The sequence below is a fragment of the Desulfovibrio sp. JC010 genome, from assembly GCF_010470675.1.
Lineage (GTDB): Bacteria > Desulfobacterota > Desulfovibrionia > Desulfovibrionales > Desulfovibrionaceae > Maridesulfovibrio.
Genome location: NZ_VOIQ01000006.1, coordinates 87,246 through 105,132 on the forward strand (window position 1 = coordinate 87,246; position 17,887 = coordinate 105,132).

Below are 17,887 nucleotides of genomic sequence, written 5' to 3' on the forward strand. Positions count from 1 at the left end.
AGCTGATGGATAACCCGATTATACTTGTACAGGCGGCATCAAGGGCATGGAGCGGCGCACCGGACTGGTGCATGAATGAAGTCGACGGACGTCCGGTGGTAGCCTTGACCATCGAAAACGGATTCAAGGAATTTCCCGCAGCGGATGTACGCATCATCGCGCCGGAATTTGACCGTGGAGGCAGGTTGGACGAACTCCCGGCCATGTTCCCGGAAAACAAGGTCAGCGTATTTTACGGCTTTGATGAAAGCCCGCTGGAACGCATGATCGCAGCCCTTGAAGACGCAGGCGACCATGTCCCGGTTATCCGGGTGGACGGACTTCATTTCGGCTGGCTGACCGACCACGCCCGAACCATGCTCAATCAGGCATCCAAGAACGGACTGGACTGCGTTAAGACCGAAGACGATTTTCCCATCCAGCTCACATCGGATATCTACAGGCCGGGAGCACTTAAAAAAGCACTCTCCATACTTGAAGAAAGATCCAATGGAGCTGCCTACCGGGTCCATCCCAAATTTTTCATGTTCACCGCAACAGACAAGTTCAAATGCGCCCGTGTACCCGGCCCAGCCGTCAGCGAAGAGTGGCTGAAAAAATGTCGCGAAACCGCAGAGCAGGTTTACATTGCCGGTAACATGAACGTGGACAGCAGCAAATCCATCAATGCCGGGGATCAGCTCAGTTTCCATTACGAAATGGCCCTTGATTACATCGGCCCGGATGCAGAGGTACTGGACTGCGGGTGCGGACCCGGATACGGGTCCAGAATGTTGGCCGATAAAGCGAAGAAAGTAGTCGCCGCCGATCTCGACATTGAGACCGTGCGCCGTGCCTCATCCGGCAAATATTATGATAACATCACCTTTCAGACCGGAGATGCGACCTCCCTCGGTTTCGAAGACAACTGTTTTGACGCGGTGACCAGTTTCGAAACCGTGGAGCACGTTGATCCGGCACCCTATTTCAAGGAGATGCGACGGGTGCTCAAACCGGGCGGCTTGCTCATCTTAAGCACCCCCCAGAACAGTCTCGGACATATCCCGGTCAACTCCCAGCATCTGCACGAGTTTTCTCTGCAGGAGATCAGCGGGCTTTGTTCCGAACATTTTGAAATAGTGAAAACCACAGGCATCAAGCAGGGACGCATTATCTTCCCCGATGATCCCAAAGGCCAGAATACTTTTATGGTCTGCCGTAAAAAGATTTAAGAGATGCCTCCGGCGGCCCTGCCGGGGGCCTTAAACCCTTTTGGGAAAAGGGTTTGTTCCACTGTCGTTATCTCTAAGACTCGCGGAAGACCGCTTGCCTAAGAGCTAATGCAAGAATCCCAAAACTTTTTAGTTTGGCTTCGCCGTTTCATATGGCTAACCGTCAAAAGCTAAATAACTTATGCGTAAGACATTAATCGTAATAGGGGCTGGTTTGGAATCCATTCCAGTCTTGCAGAGGGCCAGCGAGATGGGCCTGTATGTGCTGGCTGTTGACGCCAACCCGCAGGCTCCCGGATTCGCCCATGCCCATGAATCGGTCATCGGTTGTGTCTACACCCCTGAAAAATCGGTTGCCGCCCTGAACAAATGGTCAGCAAAGGGCGGTAAACCGCATGGGGTCATCTGCGCTGCGGTTGATGCTCCCGGCACTGTTGCAGCAGTTGCCGATCATTTCGGACTGACTGCGGTCAGTGCGGAAACGGCCCGGCTGGCAACGGACAAAAAAGCCATGAAGGACCGCTTCAAAGAGTGCGGCATTCCCATTCCGTGGTACCGGGAAATCTTCAGCGCGGACGAACTGGCACAGCTTCTGGCTGACCAGCAGGAAACACTGGTCATCAAACCCGTGGACAGCCGTGGTGCGCGCGGGGTGCTGCGGCTTGTTTACGGATCGCCGCATATGCCCGACCCGCAGTGGGCCTTTGAGTGCTCGCAAAAAGAATCACCCAGCGGTCGGGTCATGGTGGAAAAGTACCTCCATGGTCCGCAGGTCAGCACCGAGGGTTTTGTGGTCAACGGACAGTGCTTCTGCCCCGGATTCTCGGACCGCAACTATGAATTTCTGGACCGCTTCGCGCCGAATATTATCGAGAACGGCGGAGATCTGCCCTCTTTTCTGGATCAGGACACACAGGACGCGGTAAAGGAGCTTTCCGGCAAGGCTGCCATTGCGCTGGGCATTGAAAATTCCATGTTCAAGGGTGATATGGTAGTACATGAAGGCAGGCCGTATGTAATTGAAATGGCGGCCCGTCTTTCCGGGGGCTATTTCTGTTCCCATGAAATTCCGTGGAATACGGGGGTGGATTTTGTAAGTACGGCCATCCGGCTGGCCCTTGGAGAGGCTCCGGCTCCTGAAAATATGATTCCGCCATTCCAGAAAGGTGTCGCCCAGCGTTACCTTTTCCCCAAGCCGGGAAAGGTAACCGCCATTGAAGGAGTGGAAGAGGCCCGGAAGATGGACGGAATCAGCATGCTGGAAATCCGCACCGCTGTGGGCGAAGCAATTTCCCCAGCCACCAGCCACCCGGCCCGGGCCGGCGTAGTCATGGCAAGGGCTGAAACCCGCGAAGAAGCCATAAAGCGGGTTGAAGCGGCTGTTGCCGCCATTAAAATCGTTACCGCATAGTTGATATGAAAATATTCGCCATATTTCATCTCAACCTCATGTTTTCTTCCATTCCCGAAGAAAGCCGTACCGAGGTTATCAAACGCTGCTATTGGCCGCTGCTGAAGCTGGCCGAAAGCGGCTTTCCTCTTGGCATCGAGGCTTCCGGGATAACCCTTGAAATCATCCGCGATCTTGATCCTGAATGGATCACAAATTTCAAAGCCCTGCTGCGTGAACATAAAACCGAATTCGTCGGCAGCGGCTACGGGCAGATCATCGGCCCCCTTGTGCCGCCTTCTGTAAACCGGGCCAATCTCGCGCTGGGCATGCAGACCGGGCAGGAAATTCTGGATACGACCCCGCAGATCGCGCTGGTCAACGAACAGGCATGGTCCGCAGGCATGGTCGAACATTACCGTGAAGCCGGATACAAAGCCGTATTCATGGATTACGACAACCCGGCCCGCTACGCCGACTGGCCCGAACACATCCAGCATTTTCCCCAGCGCGCAAAAGGGACTGACGCTGAATCCATCCCGGTAATCTGGAGCCGATCCATGGTTTTCCAGAAGCTGCAGAGGTTCGCACACCGGGAGTTGGAACTTTCCGAATATCTTGATTACATGGAAAATCTCGGCACAGGAGACGGATGGCTTCCGGTATACGGCAATGATGCTGAAATTTTTGATTTCCGACCCGGACGCTACAAATATGAGGCTGCCCAAAACACAGAAAGTGAATGGCAGCTGATCCGGCAGGCTTTTGAGGTGTTGAGCAAACGGGGCCATGAATTCCGGCTGCCGTCTGAGGTTCTGCGCGATCTTGATCATAATTCCGGGGGAAACAAACTGGACCTGACCTGTGCACGCCAGCCCATCCCAGTCAAAAAACAAAGCAAGTACAACATCACCCGCTGGGCACTGAGCGGACGTGATGATTTCCGGCTGAATTCACTTTGCCGGGCGGCCTGCCACAAACTTGAACAGAGGTTCACCTTTTCCAGAAACAAGGATAAATGGCGAAAACTTTGTTTCTGCTGGTCCAGCGACCTGCGCACCCACATCACCAAAAAAAAATATGCCGCAGCCCTTGCAAAACTGGAGCAACTTGCAGCTGAAACCAAAGCGGTTGTGCGGGAGCCCTCTTTTGAAATCTCCGGGATTCCCGCAAATCCGCACGGGCGCATGCTTAAAATTGAGACCGGGGCTGCATCAGTCACCCTGAACACAGCCAAGGGGCTGGCTATCCAGAAAGCATCGTTCCCCTCCCATAATGGAATTCCTTCACTCGGGACCCTTGACCACGGCTACTTTGATGAAATCGACCTCGGAGCGGATTTTTTTTCCGGACACATCATCATGGAAGGACCGGGAATCCCCAAGGATACCGATCTGGCCCGGATCACGCCGTTCATTGAGGAAACGGATGAATACATCACTGTATCCGGCTCCATCGGATTATATCAGGGCATGCTTGATAAGGTGCTGCGTATCCATAAAGGCAAGGAACAGATTGATATTCTGTACCGTTTTGCACTGGATAGCAGACCGCCGGGCTACGCACGCATCGGACACGTCACCCTGCTTACAGCAGACATGGACCCGACCCGGCTTTTCTACTCCACCTGCAACGGCGGCAGAAAAGAAGAATTTCAGCTGAACGGCCTGACCTTTGACCACAGCGACAATATTTCATTTGCAGTCTCGGCCTCACAGGGACTGGGCATGACTGATTCAAGGGTGGTGCTCGGCGGAGCGGAACGGGCTTTGGAAATCTGCCCCCTCTACCCGGAGCACGGCTTTATCACCATGGTCAAATGCAGACAGGCCGCACCTTCACCATTTGTGCGGGTCTTTTTTTCCATGCAGGAAATGGATGAAACCAGTTTGCGGGGGTGCAATTCCGACCCCAAATTCAATTTTAGCACCGGATTCAGCATAAAACCCCTTCCCGGAGAATAATGATGGTTGCCAAACGTCCCAAATTTTCAGTTTCAATTCTCGATACCAAACGAATCACCCCGCAGGAATGGGACGGCTATCAATCCTTCCCCACCATCACCTATGTGGACGGCGAGCTGCTGGTAGGCTTCCGCCGAGCAGTGAATATCAGCGAAGACCTGCGCCAGAGGATGGATCACGGTATGGCTGGAGACATCTACACCACCCGCTCCGCAGACGGAGGGCAGACCTTTTCACCTCCGCAACTTATCATCAGCCACGCGCAGGAACGGACCAATGAACATGACGCTCTGCTCACCCATCTAGGCGGGGGCAAAGTACTGCTCATCTCCCGCACCCACACTCCAGAGCTGCGCCGCAACTTTTTTTCCTTAAGCACAGACGGCGGCGATAATTTTCCTGAACGCCAACCGCTGGAGCTGCCCGGCGGGGAGTGGGCCTCCTTCGGGCACTTCATCCCTACCCTTGATGACGAGAGCACTTTTATCGGAACCTTCTACAACGGTCCCGGCTGCGGCACCTTCCGTTTCAATCCCGAAAGCGGAGAGATCTCCGGACAGTCGTATATCTATGAATATTTCCCGGAATACAGGCTCAACGAGACATCAATCACCCGGATGCCATCCGGGCGCATACTGGCCCTGATGCGGCAGGCACCATGCGAAGACGGCCTGTTCAAGGCGACTTCCGATGATGACGGGAAGACATGGACAACCCCGGTCCCCATCGGACTTTACGGGGAGGCCCCATCAGTCAAACTCCTGCCGGACGGGCGTCTGCTGGCTATCTATCGAGGCATGATCCGCAAAAACAAAAAATGCCGCGTGGCCCTGACTATTTCGGAGGACGAGGGCGCAACATGGAGCCGTGCGCAAACCCTTGCATGGTACAAAGGCGGACGCTTCCACGGCGGTTACGGTGATCTGGCGGTGAATGATAAAGGGCAGGTCATTGCGGTTTACTACATTTCACGCAGGCACGAAGGGCCGGTGGTGGAACGCATGGTGCTGGAACTGGGGTAAATTTGAGAGGCGGCTATGCTGAGTTTTCTGCCAAGGCTGCTTCAACTGTTTTGACCACATAAGCCACATCGCCATCTTCCATTAACGGAAACATGGGCAGGGAGAGAATACCTTCATACGCACTCTCCGCAACAGGACACATGCCTTCATGGGTGCCGAAATTATCTTTGTAGTACGGGTGCAGATGAACGGGTATGTAATGAACCTGTACGCCAAGTCCGTGTTCGCGCAGGAAGTCAAAAAGCAGCTTACGTTTTTCACTGCGCTTTTCACCTTGCAGGTTAATAACGTAGAGGTGGTAGGCATGCTCAGCCCCGGCCTGTCTGCCGAGAGGGCTTAAGGCTTCCATCGCTGCGAATTTCTTGTCGTACATGGCCGCAATTTCACGTCTTCGCTCAATCCATTCCGGGAGCCGTGAAAGCTGGCTCAAGCCCAAAGCACACTGAAAATCAGTGATCCGGTAGTTGAAACCCAGATCCTGCATTTCGTAGAACCAGCCGTCACGCTGCCTGAAGTCGGCAGTAATGCCGTGATTACGAAAGACGCGCATGCGCTTGTCGTAATCAGCATTACCGGTCACAGCCATGCCCCCTTCCCCGGTGGTCATGTGCTTTACCGGATGAAAGCTGTAAGTGGTGATATCGGCCAGTGATCCTACGCATTTGCCGTTAAGGGATGCGCCGATGGAATGGCAACCGTCCGCGGCAAGGAAAAGTCCGTGCCTGTCCGCTATTTCGCGTAAGGCACTGTAGTCACAGGGCTGTCCCGCATAATCAACAGCGATGATGCCTTTGGTTCTGGAAGAAATTTTCTTTTCAACTTCTGCGGGATCGATAAGCAGAGTCCGTGGGTCGACATCGGCAAAAACCGGGGCAGCTCCCATATAGGCCACGCAGTTGGCAGAAGCCGCAAAAGTCATGGGTGGAACTATGACCTCGTCCCCTTTTTGCACGTCAAAGGCGTACATGGCCGCATGCAGGGCCGCAGTTCCGCTGTTTACCGCCACACCATGAGCAACACCGGACATATCCGCCACAGCCCGCTCGAATTCAGCCACCCTGGGTCCGGTAGTCAGCCAGCCGGAGTTCAGAGCATCTGCAACGGCTTTAAGGTCCTGCTCATCAATGGACTGACGACCGTAGGGAATCTTTTTGCAATCTGCCACAAGCGGACCTATTTATCCGTTTTGGGTACGGAATTCTTTATACCATTCATAAGTGTCAGCCACTCCCTCACGCAAACCGATTTTGCTTCGCCAGCCTGTAGAATGAAGCTTACCCACATCAAGCAGCTTCTGCGGAGTTCCGTCCGGTTTGTCTGTATTGAAACTTAATGTTCCTTCAAAACCGACCACATCACTGATTATCTCCGCCAGCTCCCGGATAGTGACATCTTCCCCTACACCGATATTTACCCATTGCTCTCCATCATAATTATTCATCAGGTGGATACAGGCGTCTGCCATGTCATCAACATATAAGAACTCACGCCGCGGCGCACCTGTCCCCCAGACCTCCAGAAATGATTCACCGGCCTCTTTGGCTTCATGGCATTTACGCATCAACGCAGGCACCACATGTGAATTCTCAAGATCATAATTGTCATTGGGGCCGTACAGGTTCGTCGGCATAACGCTTATGGCGTTGAATCCGTATTGACGTTTATAGGCCGCGCACATCTTCAAGCCGGAAATTTTGGCAATGGCGTACCACTCATTTGTCGGTTCCAACGGCCCGGAAAGCAGGCAGTCCTCGGTCATGGGCTGCGGGGCTAATTTCGGGTAGATGCAGGAAGAGCCCAGAAAAAGAAGTTTTTCAGCATCATGCCGATACGCGGCATCAATTACATTTGTCTGAATCAATAAGTTGTCGCGCAGAAAATCAGCCGGATAAGTGGCATTGGCTAAAATTCCGCCCACCTTTGCCGCAGCCAGAAAAACATACTCGGGCTTGTTATCCTTAAAGAACTGTTCCACCTGAGCCTGATCGCGCAAATCAAGCTCTTTGGAAGTTCTGGTCAGAAAATTGCCATAGCCCTGCTTTTCAAGCCTGCGGATCAGTGCGGACCCCACAAGCCCGCGATGTCCGGCAACATAAATTAAGGAATCAGGTTTCATCTGATCTGCAATGCCCTATTCTTGAGGTTGATGAATTTCAAAACCGCTGCGAACACACAACTCTTCCCGCTGTGCGATAGTAAGGTCTTCCTGAACCATCTCTTTGACCAGTTCACGGAATGTTATTTTGGGAACCCAGCCCAGCTCTTCCCTTGCCTTGGCGGGATCACCGAGCAGGGTCTCAACTTCGGTGGGGCGATAATATCTGGGATCGACACCGACGATCTTTTTACCGGTCGCCTTATCATAACCGACCTCGTTTTCCCTTTCTCCTTTCCATTCAATTTCCATGCCCAGTTCCTTTGCCGCAATCTCTACAAATTCACGCACAGAATGCTGCTCGCCCGTTGCGATAACGTAATCCTTGGGGGTATCCCGCTGCAGCATCAACCACTGCATCTCCACGTAATCCTTGGCATGTCCCCAATCGCGCAATGCATTCATATTTCCGAGATACAAACAGTCGCTGAGACCGAGCTTGATCCGGCAAAGCTCTCTGGTGATCTTTCTGGTTACAAAAGTCTCACCGCGAACCGGAGATTCATGATTAAAGAGGATACCGTTGCAGGTAAACATATCGTAGGCTTCACGGTAGTTCACGCAAATCCAGTATGAGTAGAGCTTGGCCACGGCATAGGGGGAGCGGGGATAAAACGGAGTGTTTTCGGTCTGCGGGGTTTCCTGAACCTTACCGAAAAGTTCGGAAGTGGAGGCCTGATAAAATTTGGTTTTCTTTTCCAGCCCGGTAATCCTGATGGCTTCAAGCAACCGCAGGGTTCCCAGCGCGGTGACATCAGCTGTATACTCAGGGCACTCAAAGGAGACGGCCACATGACTCTGCGCCGCCAGGTTGTACACCTCGTCAGGACGAACCTGCTGAACAATACGGATCAGGTTTGAAGCATCTGAGAGATCTCCGTAATGAAGAAAAAAACGCTTATCCTCAACGTGAGGACCTTCATAGATGTCATCAATACGCGCGGTGTTGAACAGTGAAGCCCTGCGCTTGATGCCGTGAACTTCATATCCCTTTTCTAGAAGCAGCCGGACGAGATATGCGCCATCCTGCCCGGTAACACCTGTGATTAATGCTTTTTTCCTCATATGATTTATCCTTCCGGTGAGCGTTGTTGCTGAATGGTAATCTATTCAAATTTTTCAATACCAGCAATAGGTTGCAGTCGCAACTATGGTAGAAACATGTCAAAACAGGAAGAGCACGACAACGGAAGCAATTAGACTCCATAACAGTCAAAAAATGATAAATATGAGCATAGTATGCACATAGACACAGCATCATAAAGAATGCTTTTCCCCTTGCCCAATCGACAGAATTTAAGATAATAGCTATTCCATACTATGTATGCCTGATTATAATTATTTTTGCCCTTGTTCAGGACATTTCAGAGGAACCAAATCTAAAATGTACCATTTTACGCCTCGATAGTTCACCTATTTCTTCATAATTAAACTTAGACGCAAAAATGCTTTTTTAAATCAGTCAAAACTAATCTGCTTTGGGAAAGGCATGGTGGAGATATGGCAATGTCAAACCAAACTATTGTTGTTGATGAAAACAATCTTGAAGAATTAAAACGCATAGGCTCCCGAAAAAGATACGGAGACTGGCACGTTAAATTTTATAATCTGAACATCTTCTGCCATGACCTGCTGGCGTTACACATTGCAATAAAAGACATCTTCATCCAACGAATATATGATTTCAGCAGCGACAAAGACTCACCAGTAGTCATTGACGGAGGCTCCCACATTGGCCTGTTCTCCCTTTATGCAAAACTGAAATACCCAAAAGCAAATATTATTGCATTTGAGCCTGATGAGAACAACTTGAAACTGCTCATGAAAAACCTGTTCTCCAATGGTTTTAAAGATGTACAGGTGGTTCCGGCAGGCCTTTATGAATCTGACGGAGAACTGGCCTTTAGCAGCACCCCTAATGACGGAAGCAACCTATTTGCGACTGAAACAAACACAGTCGTTAAGGTGGTAAAACTCAGCCCCTATCTCAAAACCCACGTAGATATTTTAAAATTAAATATCGAAGGAGCTGAATGGGGAGTACTAAAAGAAGCTGGGAACCTACTCCGAAATGTCAAAGAAATTATCATGGAATATCATGGGTTTCCCGAATTAGGACAATCATTGCATAACATTCTGGCTCTGCTTGACAGCTCCGGCTTCAGATATGCGATGCATGATTTTGATTCCATGACCAACCCGGCGACCAAACCGCCCATGAATCTATCTGCCACGACTAGATTTTATCAACTGGTCAAGGGAGTCCGGCTGGATGACGCCGGCACAGCAAAAAACACTTACAAAGGCGTAGGCGACGTACTCCGGCATGAACCTATAAGTCGGTCCTTCGGTCTCGATCTGGGGACCTCCGTCTGCCGATATTATATCAACGCTTTTCTCAAGTCCTGCACCCCCCTGATTCACGGCAGGGCTTTGGAGATTGCCGAGAACACATATACAATGCAGTTTGGCAGCGGAGTGACCCAAAGCGACATTCTCCACGTCCAACCCACCTCAAATGCAACGATTGTAGGAAATCTGGAAACAGGCGAAAATATACCTGAAAATGCTTTCGATTGTATTATCCTGACCCAGACCATCCAATGCATCGCCGATTACCAGTCCGTGCTGGAGAATTGCTACCGAGCCTTAAAGAAGGGCGGAGCTCTTATCCTCACAGCCACCGGGCTTGGACAGATTTCACGCTACGATATGGACCGCTGGGGAGAATACTGGCGCTTCACTGACAAATGCCTCCACATGCTGCTGGAAAAGCTTTTCAGCGACGGCGAGGTCAGGGTGAAAGCATACGGCAACCTCTCTGCTGCAAAAGCCTACCTTGACGGTATGCCTGCGGAATATTTTCCGGATTGGCTGCTCGACAAAGAGGACAATGACTATCAGGTGCTGGTGACCGGAATTGCCGTAAAAGGCAAAGCTCGCCTAGAGGATTCATCACGGGCTCCCGACTCAATAAAAGTTCAAAAAGCAGACCCGAGAATACTTATGTACCACCGGGTTGATACGGATGAGATTGATGCGCAGCTGCTCTGTGTTGAACCGGAAAATTTTGACCGACAGCTGGCTTATCTGGCCGCCAATAGAAAAGTCCTGCCTCTGACGGAATTGGTCGATTCAATTGAATCAGGCGCACCGCTGGAGAATTGCGTAGCCATTACCTTTGATGACGGATATGCCGACAATCTGCTACAGGCTCTTCCTCTGCTGGAAAAGCATCAAATCCATGCGACTGTTTTTGTCTGCACCGGAAACCTTGGCGCACAGGGAGGATTCTGGGGGGATAAAGTTGAATATATTTTTCTGTCAGGGCTTGATCTTCCTGACAAACTTGAACTCACTCCCCTTGAGCGCAGCTGGCATTTGGATTCACCAGCCTCCAGAATAAAAGCCCATGACGATATCCGCACGCTGTTACGCCAGTCTCCTCCGTCTACAATCAATTCTGTATTGGATGAGCTATGTCTCTGGGCCGGAATATCTGATGACGAACATCTGATGCGTCCGATTCTGTCGGAAGAGGAACTTCAAAAGCTGGCTGAGTCTCCGTATATTGAGATCGGAGCCCACGCCATGAGTCATGCCAATCTGGCGACAATGCCGCCATCTCTTCAGCGAGCTGAAATAAAAGGCTCAAAACTGCTGCTGGAATCAATTACCGGTAAAAAAGTGGACCTGTTTGCTTATCCGTACGGAAGCAAAGACAGCTTCAACGCAGAGACACGGGGGATCCTCAAAACTGAAGGTTTTAAAGCGGCGGTAGCTGTTACCCAGAGTGACCTTTCAGAAAATGTGGACATGCAGGCTCTACCCCGAAGGGTTGTCCGCAACTGGGATGGAAACATTTTTGCAGATTGGATGGAAAACGATCCTGTTCCGCATGATCAGGCGACCATGAATGGTCGGCAGGAAAATCTTTTTATAAAACTTGATGCCCAAAAACGTATTAAATCCGCTGAAGATCCGAACAAAGGATTGCGGCTGCTTTATATCAACACCCATGATGTTGCAGGCGGGGCAGCTAAATCAACATGCCGTTTAGCTGATATTCAACGCCAAAAAGGCCACCGGGCTGATATTCTTGTGGGCAACAAGCTTAGCAATCTCCCGGGAGTTCATGCCTTTCATCCCGAGCCGGATTTGTCCATGGCGGCAAAATGTTCGGCTGAAGGGCTTCAATTTTATGAATTTCAGGGCAGCCACAAGCTGGTCTCACACCATCTTGTAAAAAAAGCCGATGTAATAAATGTGCAGAATCTGCACGGGCACTACTTCAACCCATACAGTGTTGCCCTGCTTTCCAATTTCCGCCCGATCGTCTGGACGCTGCGAGACATGCAATCATTCACCGGCCATTGCGCGCATGCATTTGAATGCGAAAAATGGATGCACGGATGCGGAGACTGCCCGGGTTTATCCATCGAACCGGCCCTTCATGTGGACAGCACTGCGAGATTATGGCGCAACAAGAAACAGATTTACGATAATTCCAATCTTGTAATTGTTTGCCCCAGCCAATGGATGAAAGACAAGGTTGAGAACAGCATCCTAGCCGGACATCAGATTGAGCTGATATACAACGGTGTTGATACGGAAATTTTCCAGCCTCACGACAAAGACGCAGCCCGTAAAGAGTTCGGTCTTCCGGAAAAAGGAATTCTGGTAGGGGCTGTGGCCCACGGCGGAAGTCTTACCAACCAGTGGAAAGGCGGCCATTTCACTTTGCAGGCCCTTGAAGAACTGCAAACCGTTTTCCCTGATTTGTATTTTATCAATATCGGCTGCAAGGAAGGCGGCAGAGTCAAGGACAAGAACATTGTCAACATTCCGCATATCTCCGACGAAGCAACGCTGGCCCGACTTTATTCCGCTTTGGATTTATACCTGTATACTCCTCTTGCAGATACCTGTCCCCTTGTTGTGATCGAAGCCCTGTCCTGCGGACTCCCGGTTGTCTCTTTTGCCACAGGCGGGGTTCCGAACCTTGTTCGTCAGGGCGTAGACGGTTTTGTTACTCCGGTAAAAGATGTCCGTGCACTTGTTAAAGCCGCCACTGCCTTAATAAGACAGCCGGAACTGAGAAAACAATTTGCCCTCGAAGCCAGAAAGGGTGTTTTGGAACGCTTCAGAATTGAAGATATGGCGGCAAAATTTGACGAAGTTTACCGCAAAGCAATCATCAGGTTCTGGCGCGGACATGCTCAACGCAAACCGATAGATATAACTGACTTTCCTCCTGAAATTTTGACTGATAATTTTCTGAAGTCGATACAGCAGGTCTGGTATAAATAACACAAGGTAATCTTGATATGTCTACTCCATATATTTCTCTCCTCCTGCCCACAAAAGACCGTTATGAACTGCTGGTACGCATGCTTGAGTCCGTCGAGGTCAATACGGTCGGCATCCCTTGGGAGGCTTTGATCCTTTATGCCGAACCGGGCGACAAGGCGGAACTTCTGCAGCAACGCTTCCCGCAGGTTACAGTATTTGATCAGGCGGACCATTTCCCTCCCGGACGTCCCACATGGCCTGCAATGATGCAGTTCCTGCTTCAAAAAGCTACTGCTCCATGGTTCATGTATGCATCCGATGATATTGTTTTCCGCAAAAATTCAATTGCACATGCGCTGAACGCCCTGAACGAATGCGAAGGACTGGCAGGCGGAGTTGCGATGGCTTACCGCAACGCAGTGGCTGCCACCCCGCCATGGTCTGAATATGGAGTTGACCTGACCCTCGGAGATCAGGTTCTTGTCAATTACGGATTTTTGAGCACGCCGCTATGCAAATCTCTGGGCGGCTTTTCCGATGAGTACAAGTTTTATTGCGCCGACGGCGATATCTGCCTGCGCGTTCTGGAATCCGGCTACCGGATAATTCCCTGTCTTGAAGCAAAGGTCCTTCATGACAATGTGCTGGACCAGCTGAAACAATCCAGCAACGAACTGGCTGACGCCGACATAGCCACTTACCGTAAAATCTGGACCTCCAGATACTACCCCCTGCAAAACGGAGTTAGAAGACTGCTGCCCAATGGCCATGTTTCGGACACACTTCTGCCTCAGGGAGAGTATAAAAAATCCGGCAATGAAATTAACGGGGTTCCGAATATTGAAAAAGGCGAAGATGCTCTTTTTCGCCTGCATCAGGCAAGCCTGTATGTTCCGGGTAAACCCATGCATCTGCATCTGGGCTGCGCGGAAAACAATCTAGATGGTTATGTCAATGTCGGCCATGCAACTGACCGAGATTCAGCGAAGAGTACAAAGGCGGACGTATACGCGAACATAAAGGAACTGCGTTTTCCGGACAACACTCTTGATGAAATCCGGCTGAATAATATTTTTGAAAGGTTCAACCGAGTTGAAGCTCTGGGCTTTCTGATCCGTTGCCACCGCTGGCTTAAATCCGGCGGGACCATCTACATTGAAACCCCCGACCTTGCCGGCAGTGCCAAAACCCTGCTCTCCACTGCGTCATTCAAAGATAAAATGACAGCACTCAGACATCTTGCCGGTATCCAGACTGAAACCGGGACCTGCCATCTTGACCTGTGGTTCCCCGAACGCTTCCACGTAACACTCAGCCATATGGGATTCGGTCGGATTGAGACAAAATCTGAAAAACAGAACAGCCCCCCCCATCTGTATAACGTTACGGCCACAGGCGTGAAGAAGGTGGATGTGCCGACCTTAAAGCTATTGCAGGCAGCTGAAGACCTGCTCTGGCTAAGCACTAAGTCAGATTCCGAAATAGCGACATACGAACTCTGGAAAAAACAACTCCGCAATTTTCTGAAATACAAGCCCATATACACATAAAAAACTGCTTCCGGCGTCAAAGCAGGAAGCAGTTAAAATATCGTAAACTTAAAAGTTACGGTTTTATTTGTGCTTGAATTTATATGTCCCGAATCCGGGTTTGTGGGCGAGATCTTCAATCAAGTCAAAACCCTTAAGAATAACACAAATAGCCTTGAGCTGCTTCGGGGAGTGCGATTCCAGCATGACATAGCGAACCTGCCCCAGATAAGGAGCGAGTGCCTGCAGAACTTCCACTTCACACCCCTCTGTATCTATCTTAAGAATATCTATGGGCTGAGTACCAAGCTGCTCAGCAACTTCACCGGAATGCTTCAGCTCGATGTCAACTTCGTCGTCATATCCATCTCCGCTGAAATGGATCGAGTTCTGCCCGGAATTGGAGTTGTGGATATGCAGTTTGGCCGTGGTATTCTTATCTGAAAGCCCGTAGCCATGAACCGTTACCCCCTGAAGGGAGGCTGTATTTTTCTTCAACAATTCCAGAGAACCGGGGCAGGGTTCAAAACTGTGCACCACAGCATCAGGAAAAAGAATTTTAAAATAAAGAGTAGTAAGGCCGATATTCGCCCCCACGTCCCATATATTCTGGATATTTTCAGCGACTACAGGCAGACGGTATTCTTCCTGACCAAATACGCTATCAATCCGAAATATTTCCTGATCCGGAACAAACGCTTCCAGTTCGTGACCGCGATATGTAAATTGACAATGTTTCATGCTTATTCCTTGGCCTGATCTACATCGACCAGATGCTTTTAGGGCGTTTGGGATTTCTGGACCTGTTCTATAAGAGCCAATATCTGGGAAATCTGTTTTTCCACTTCGGCTCCCGGTGAACGCATGAGTGCCTGCTTGAGGCAGTCAATGGCCTTGTGCGGAGCATTCAGTTCAAAAAAACGGGTGGCAAAGCGGGTCAGGGCCACGGCCTCTGCTGTATTTTCCGGAACCTTGCCCCAACCAACGTCAGGACAAAGGGCGCGTAGACCGTGGCTTTCAAGAAGCCGCTCAACTATGAGGGCATCCAGATGAATGTGCGCGCCGGTTGTGGCGCGACCTGATCCATGGTGCCGCCAAAGGCAGACTTTGCTGCCTACATGCTTAAACTCGACCTTGCCCGCCAGACGGGAAAACCATTCATAATCCTGCGCGCAATGAAAAATTGAATCAAAATCCCCGTAAAGCTGGAACAAATCTTTTTTCACCAGCGTCCCCGGATTGGGCAGCACGTTGGCAAAGGCCAGTGCGGATGTCAGTTCCCCGCCCCTTTTGTACCAGTCCTCATACTTTTCAAGCTGGAGGGGATTGAGCTTTACATCTGTCGAAAGAAGATCGCCGTAGACTATCTCCACATCAGGATGCCTGTTGAGAAGCTTTACATATTTACCGATGACACCGGAAACAAGAGCATCATCCGAATCCAGCCAGAGAATATAATCCCCGGAAGCCTCTTTGACGCAGCGGTTGCGTGCTCCGGGACGCCCCATGTTTTCCTGCCGGATGTAACGGATGCGTTGGTCATTAAACGCTTTTATGACTGATTCACTATCGTCTGTGGACCCATCGTCCACAATCACGATTTCCAGATTATCATAAAACTGGGCAAGGATGGATTTAATCGCATCACCGACCATATCCGCCCTGTTGTATGTCGGAATGCAGACCGAAATAAAAGGGGCAATTCCTTCACTATGATCACCCCGTTCGTTTCCGTCCACGTAGGCAAACTGGACTTCCTGATGGCAGCCAGTGGGCTGAAATCCGTAAAAAGCGGCAACATCAATGCGCTTGCCCTGCCCGAATAATTCAGCCAGTTCTTCGGTAGTCTGCTCGTCATCGGCATACCTGTTATCATATTCGCTCTGCACAAGGTTGAGCGGATTGCAGAATGCTGCAGACGCTTCAGGGAAGAGCAAACCCGGACGTTTTTCCACAAACAGCCCTTTAGCTGAATCCAAAGCGGCTTCAAGCTCATTGGGATTTCTGAACGCAAGCTGGTGCAGGAGCGGGAGGATCCCATCAGTGCGGAAGATGGAACTTGAAACCTCAAGAGGATAGCCGAAATACCCCTTTGAACTCCGCCAATCCACCATAACCATGCCCTGCCCCGCGCTGTGAAACTGAGGCTGTTCCTGCGGAGTCCCGGTGGGATAATGCCAATTGATGTTCCTGCCGAGGCGCAGCGAGTATCCAATGGATTCCGGGTAGGTGGACAAAGCCTCACTAATTTCCGCGATGCTGAAATCACGGACAAAAATATTATCGTCCACCAGAAAGAGTATCAGCTCCCCGCCCGAACAGCCTTTGAGCGTATCTTCCCTGAAATCCTGCTCACGCATGAATTCAACTTCAGGATATTCAGTGGTCAGAGCTTCATATTGATCCGCGTATTTCTGCTCTGAGGTCGTAAAAACCACCCGCACCAAAAGCTGCTGCGGGTCGGTGCAGTGGTCAAACAAAGACCTCAGTCCCGCTTCGAGCTGCATGGCCCGGTCCTTACTGAAAATAACGGCAATGCAGGGCGGAGCTTGCACCTTCTCCTGACCAACGGAGGATTCCGCAACGGGCTCCATTCCTTCAGGGGGAGCGGATTCATGCAATTTTCTGGCAAATTCCTCATGCCAGTAATCGAGCTTCTTGGTTTCGCACGGACTCTGGTCCACAAGGGACCATGAAAGAATTTCGCGGGCAGCGACAAGCAGTTGATGCTGCTTGAATGTCTTCTGCTTTTCCCCGACGGCGGTGACATTTGCCAGATAGGGAGGTCTGTCCCATTTTTCTTCGATGCAGTTTACGGCAAAGCCGAGAGCTTCGAGGGTAAGCCGGAATTTTTCCGCATCCCAGCCGTCAAGATGCAGTGCCCAGTCTGCTTCGTGGGAGCCGAAAACATGCCTGAGGATTGCCTGCCGTGTCTGAAAAGGAAGCGTAGATGTAAGCTGAATGGCGGATTCGCGCATATCAGGAGTTTCAATGACCACCCTGCCGCCGACCTTAAGCCAGCGATGCCAGCGAACAAGAAGGGCCAGTGCGCTTTGACGGTCAAAATGCTCAAAAACATGATGCAGGCGGACTTCATCAACACTTTCATCCGGGAAATCGATCAACCGGAGATCTGCAAAAAGATCGGCCGCCGGGTTGCGCTGGATATTGTGTTCCTGAACCGGAAAATCGATATTAATGTATCCTGAAAGCTTCTGCTCCCCGCAACCCAGATGAAGTCTGAGGGGCCGGTCTTCGGACCACCCTGCGTTTCGTACCGCATTCAGCCAAGACAATGATACGGACATATCTGTATTCCCTTAA

11 protein-coding genes are annotated in these 17,887 nt (G+C 50.7%); 6 read left to right on the forward strand and 5 right to left on the reverse strand.

Annotation, left to right across the window (positions count from 1 at the left end; genetic code table 11):
• Positions 1-5: 5 nt before the first annotated feature.
• The 4 genes from FMR86_RS08405 (at position 6) to FMR86_RS08420 (ending at position 5,587) form a co-directional block, all read left to right on the forward strand.
• Complete coding sequence (locus FMR86_RS08405; RefSeq protein WP_163350650.1) at positions 6-1,211, forward strand: bifunctional 2-polyprenyl-6-hydroxyphenol methylase/3-demethylubiquinol 3-O-methyltransferase UbiG; 1,206 nt, start codon at positions 6-8, stop codon at positions 1,209-1,211.
• 214 nt (positions 1,212-1,425) lie between these two features.
• On the forward strand, positions 1,426-2,622 hold the full coding sequence (locus tag FMR86_RS08410) for an ATP-grasp domain-containing protein (RefSeq protein WP_239057182.1): 1,197 nt from the start codon (positions 1,426-1,428) through the stop codon (positions 2,620-2,622).
• A gap of 5 nt (positions 2,623-2,627) precedes the next feature.
• Complete coding sequence (locus FMR86_RS08415) at positions 2,628-4,565, forward strand: glycoside hydrolase (RefSeq protein ID WP_163350652.1); 1,938 nt, start codon at positions 2,628-2,630, stop codon at positions 4,563-4,565.
• A complete protein-coding gene (locus tag FMR86_RS08420) occupies positions 4,565-5,587 on the forward strand; it encodes a sialidase family protein (protein WP_239057183.1) in 1,023 nt (340 codons plus the stop codon). Before FMR86_RS08415 ends, FMR86_RS08420 begins: the two co-directional genes overlap by 1 nt.
• A gap of 13 nt (positions 5,588-5,600) precedes the next feature.
• Here the strand turns inward: FMR86_RS08420 and pseC are convergent, their stop codons facing one another.
• From pseC to gmd, 3 genes are read right to left on the reverse strand one after another with little or no spacing between them, the layout of a single operon-like run.
• Entirely contained in the window at positions 5,601-6,752 is a 1,152-nt protein-coding gene (pseC, locus tag FMR86_RS08425) for a UDP-4-amino-4,6-dideoxy-N-acetyl-beta-L-altrosamine transaminase (protein ID WP_163350653.1), read from the reverse strand.
• 12 nt (positions 6,753-6,764) lie between these two features.
• Complete coding sequence (locus FMR86_RS08430; protein ID WP_163350654.1) at positions 6,765-7,703, reverse strand: GDP-L-fucose synthase; 939 nt, start codon at positions 7,701-7,703, stop codon at positions 6,765-6,767.
• A 15-nt stretch (positions 7,704-7,718) separates the two neighbouring features.
• Positions 7,719-8,807 (reverse strand): GDP-mannose 4,6-dehydratase, encoded by a 1,089-nt coding sequence (gene gmd, locus FMR86_RS08435; RefSeq protein WP_163350655.1) that lies wholly within the window; start codon positions 8,805-8,807, stop codon positions 7,719-7,721.
• A gap of 441 nt (positions 8,808-9,248) precedes the next feature.
• Here gmd and FMR86_RS08440 point away from each other — a divergent pair, with 441 nt between their 5' ends.
• Both FMR86_RS08440 and FMR86_RS08445 read left to right on the forward strand, forming a co-directional pair.
• Complete coding sequence (locus FMR86_RS08440) at positions 9,249-13,052, forward strand: FkbM family methyltransferase (RefSeq protein ID WP_163350656.1); 3,804 nt, start codon at positions 9,249-9,251, stop codon at positions 13,050-13,052.
• 17 nt (positions 13,053-13,069) lie between these two features.
• Positions 13,070-14,584, forward strand: coding sequence for a hypothetical protein (locus tag FMR86_RS08445; protein WP_163350657.1), 1,515 nt, complete (start codon positions 13,070-13,072; stop codon positions 14,582-14,584).
• A 63-nt stretch (positions 14,585-14,647) separates the two neighbouring features.
• Here the strand turns inward: FMR86_RS08445 and FMR86_RS08450 are convergent, their stop codons facing one another.
• On the reverse strand, positions 14,648-15,304 hold the full coding sequence (locus FMR86_RS08450; RefSeq protein WP_163350658.1) for an FkbM family methyltransferase: 657 nt from the start codon (positions 15,302-15,304) through the stop codon (positions 14,648-14,650).
• Positions 15,305-15,342: 38 nt separating this feature from the next.
• The gene (locus tag FMR86_RS08455) at positions 15,343-17,871 is read right to left on the reverse strand and encodes a glycosyltransferase (RefSeq protein ID WP_163350659.1); all 2,529 of its coding nucleotides are present in this window, start codon (positions 17,869-17,871) and stop codon (positions 15,343-15,345) included.
• Positions 17,872-17,887: the final 16 nt, after the last annotated feature.

What these genes read in the sequence shown, in the direction of transcription:
- FMR86_RS08440 (WP_163350656.1), top strand. Translation starts at nt 9,249, where the DNA reads ATGTCAAACCAAACTATTGTTGTTGATGAAAACAATCTTGAAGAATTA.
- gmd (WP_163350655.1), bottom strand. Translation starts at nt 8,807, where the DNA reads ATGAGGAAAAAAGCATTAATCACAGGTGTTACCGGGCAGGATGGCGCA.
- FMR86_RS08405 (WP_163350650.1), top strand. Translation starts at nt 6, where the DNA reads ATGGATAACCCGATTATACTTGTACAGGCGGCATCAAGGGCATGGAGC.
- FMR86_RS08430 (WP_163350654.1), bottom strand. Translation starts at nt 7,703, where the DNA reads ATGAAACCTGATTCCTTAATTTATGTTGCCGGACATCGCGGGCTTGTG.
- FMR86_RS08455 (WP_163350659.1), bottom strand. Translation starts at nt 17,871, where the DNA reads ATGTCCGTATCATTGTCTTGGCTGAATGCGGTACGAAACGCAGGGTGG.
- FMR86_RS08420 (WP_239057183.1), top strand. Translation starts at nt 4,565, where the DNA reads ATGATGGTTGCCAAACGTCCCAAATTTTCAGTTTCAATTCTCGATACC.
- FMR86_RS08445 (WP_163350657.1), top strand. Translation starts at nt 13,070, where the DNA reads ATGTCTACTCCATATATTTCTCTCCTCCTGCCCACAAAAGACCGTTAT.
- FMR86_RS08450 (WP_163350658.1), bottom strand. Translation starts at nt 15,304, where the DNA reads ATGAAACATTGTCAATTTACATATCGCGGTCACGAACTGGAAGCGTTT.
- FMR86_RS08415 (WP_163350652.1), top strand. Translation starts at nt 2,628, where the DNA reads ATGAAAATATTCGCCATATTTCATCTCAACCTCATGTTTTCTTCCATT.